Annotated in this window: 2 protein-coding genes and 1 pseudogene; all 3 read left to right on the forward strand. The window is 64.8% G+C overall.

Translation table 11 applies throughout. The annotated features are described in order from the left end of the window. Nucleotides 1–1,573 (forward strand): CTP synthase (locus QZ709_RS08110; RefSeq protein WP_294636759.1); only part of this gene is annotated, 1,573 nt, incomplete at its 5' end. Nucleotides 1,574–1,594: 21 nt separating this feature from the next. Then, on the forward strand, nucleotides 1,595–2,452 hold the full coding sequence (gene kdsA / locus QZ709_RS08115) for a 3-deoxy-8-phosphooctulonate synthase (RefSeq protein WP_294636760.1): 858 nt from the start codon (nucleotides 1,595–1,597) through the stop codon (nucleotides 2,450–2,452). 144 nt (nucleotides 2,453–2,596) lie between these two features. Continuing rightward, nucleotides 2,597–2,880: pseudogene (gene eno / locus QZ709_RS08120) on the forward strand (phosphopyruvate hydratase); the annotation flags it as partial.

Here is a 2,880-nt window from a genome sequence, read left to right on the forward strand (position 1 = left end):
CGAATCGCGCGGCCTCAAAGTCACCCTCATCAAGCTCGATCCGTACATCAACGTCGACCCGGGCACGATGTCGCCGATGCAGCACGGTGAGGTGTTCGTCACCGACGACGGCGCCGAAACCGACCTCGATCTGGGCCACTACGAGCGCTTCATCACCACGCGGATGAAGAAGGCCAACAACTTCACGACCGGCCAGATCTACAAGTCCGTCCTCGAGAAGGAACGCCGTGGTGACTACCTGGGCAAGACCGTGCAGGTCATCCCCCACATCACCAACGAGATCCAGGAATTCGTGCGCCGTGGCGCCGGTGTCGGCACGCCCGAAGCGGTCGACGTGGCCATCGTGGAAATCGGCGGCACCGTGGGTGACATCGAGTCGCTGCCCTTCATGGAGGCGGCCCGTCAGATGAGCCTGCGCTCGGGCCCGTCGAACACGGCCTTCGTGCACCTCACCTACGTGCCCTTCATTGCGGCCGCCGGCGAGCTCAAGACCAAGCCCACGCAGCACACCGTGCAGAAGCTGCGCGAGATCGGCATCCAGCCCGACGCACTGCTGTGCCGCGCCGACCGGGCCATCCCAGAAGACGAGCGCAGCAAGATCTCGCTGTTTACCAATGTGCCCGAGTCCGGTGTGATCTCGGTGTGGGACGCCGACACCATCTACAAGGTGCCGCGCATGCTGCACGAACAGCACCTGGACGACCTGATCTGCGCCAAGCTGCAGTTGCAGACCAAGCCGGCCGACCTGTCGCGCTGGGACAACCTGGTCAACGAGGTCGAGAACCCCAAGCACACCGTCACCATCGCGATGTGCGGCAAGTACACCGAGCTGTCGGATTCGTACAAGTCGCTCAACGAAGCGCTGCGCCACGCCGGCATCCACAACCACGCCCGCGTCAACATCGAGTATGTCGATTCCGAAACGCTGACGCCCGAAACGGCCAGCGCGCTGGAGCAGTACGACGCCATCCTGGTGCCGGGTGGCTTCGGCAAGCGCGGCGTGGAAGGCAAGATCATCGCGGCCCAGTACGCCCGTGAGCACGGCATTCCCTACCTGGGCATCTGCCTGGGCATGCAGGTGGCCACCATCGAATACGCCCGCCACAAGGCCGGCCTGACCGATGCCAACTCCACCGAATTCGAGCCGAACACGCCGCACCCGGTGATCGCCCTGATCGACGAATGGCTGGACGCCGACGGCACCGTGCAGAAGCGCGATGCCAACTCCGACCTCGGCGGCACGATGCGCCTGGGCGCCCAGAGCTCGGACGTGATGCCTGGCACGCTGGCGCATCAGATCTACGGTCCGGTCGTGACCGAGCGCCACCGTCACCGCTACGAGGCCAACGAGCGTTACCTCGACCGCCTGCGTGAAGCCGGTCTCGTGATCTCGGCCATCACCCAGCGCGAGAAGCTCACTGAAATGGTCGAGCTGCCGCAATCGGTGCACCCGTGGTACGTGGGCGTGCAGTTCCACCCCGAGTTCAAATCGACGCCCTGGGACGGCCATCCGCTGTTCAAGAGCTACGTCAAGGCTGCGCTGGACCACCAGGCCGCCGTCAAGAAGGCCTGATCCGGGCCCGAGGACCTCACCATGAAACTCTGCGGCTTTGACGTCGGCCTCCAACATCCTTTCTTCCTGATCGCCGGCCCCTGCGTGGTCGAGTCCGAGCAGCTGCAGATGGACACCGCCGGCACGCTGAAGGAAATCACCTCGGCGCTGGGCATCCCGTTCATCTTCAAGTCGAGCTACGACAAGGCCAACCGCTCGTCCGGTTCGTCCTTCCGGGGCCCGGGCATGGACAAGGGCCTGGAAATCCTGGCCAAGGTGCGCAGCACGCTGAACGTGCCCATCCTGACCGACGTGCATACCGAAGCCGAGATCCCCACGGTGGCCTCGGTGGTCGACGTGCTGCAGACGCCGGCCTTCCTGTGCCGCCAGACCGATTTCATCCGCGCCGTCGCCCAGTGCGGCAAGCCGGTGAACATCAAGAAGGGCCAGTTCCTGGCCCCTGGCGACATGAAGAACGTCATCGACAAGGCCCGTGCCGCCGCGCGCGAAAAAGGCCTGAACGACGACAACTTCATGGCCTGCGAACGCGGCGTGAGCTTCGGCTACAACAACCTGGTCTCGGACATGCGTTCGCTGGCCATCATGCGTGACACCGGCGCCCCGGTCGTGTTCGATGCCACCCACAGCGTGCAGCTGCCGGGCGGGCAGGGCACCAGCTCGGGCGGCCAGCGCGAGTTCGTGCCCGTGCTGTCGCGTGCCGCCGTGGCGGTCGGCATTGCCGGCCTGTTCATGGAAACGCACCCCGATCCATCCTGCGCCCTGAGCGACGGCCCGAATGCCGTGCCGCTCAAGCACATGAAGGCCCTGCTGGAGACCCTGGTCGAGCTTGACCGCATCACCAAGAAGAACGGCTTCCTCGAAGCCGACTTCTCGGCCTGATCCGGTCCTTCGAGCGGGAAGGGCCCGCCCGGATGGGGGTCACCGCCTCCAGGCCGGGCCATCCCAGGTCGGTTAACCTCAACGGGTTTGGCTGCGCCTGGCCATCACATCACCAACACTTTCATTTTTCTTGAGGATACCCAGATGAGCGCCATCGTTGACATCATCGGCCGCGAGATCATCGACAGCCGAGGCAACCCCACCGTCGAATGCGACGTGCTGCTGGAAAGCGGCGTCATGGGCCGTGCCGCCGTGCCGTCGGGTGCATCGACCGGTTCGCGCGAGGCGATCGAGCTGCGTGATGGCGACAAGAGCCGCTACCTGGGCAAGGGCGTGCTGAAGGCCGTCGAGCACATCAACACCGAAATCTCGGAAGCCGTGCTGGGCCTGGACGCCTCCGAGCAGGCCTTCCTGGACAAGACCCTGAT

It is taken from the genome of uncultured Aquabacterium sp. (assembly GCF_913773725.1).
Taxonomy (GTDB): domain Bacteria; phylum Pseudomonadota; class Gammaproteobacteria; order Burkholderiales; family Burkholderiaceae_C; genus Aquabacterium.

Excerpts from the sequence above, each read along its gene's own strand:
- kdsA (WP_294636760.1), top strand. The coding sequence starts at position 1,595 with ATGAAACTCTGCGGCTTTGACGTCGGCCTCCAACATCCTTTCTTCCTG.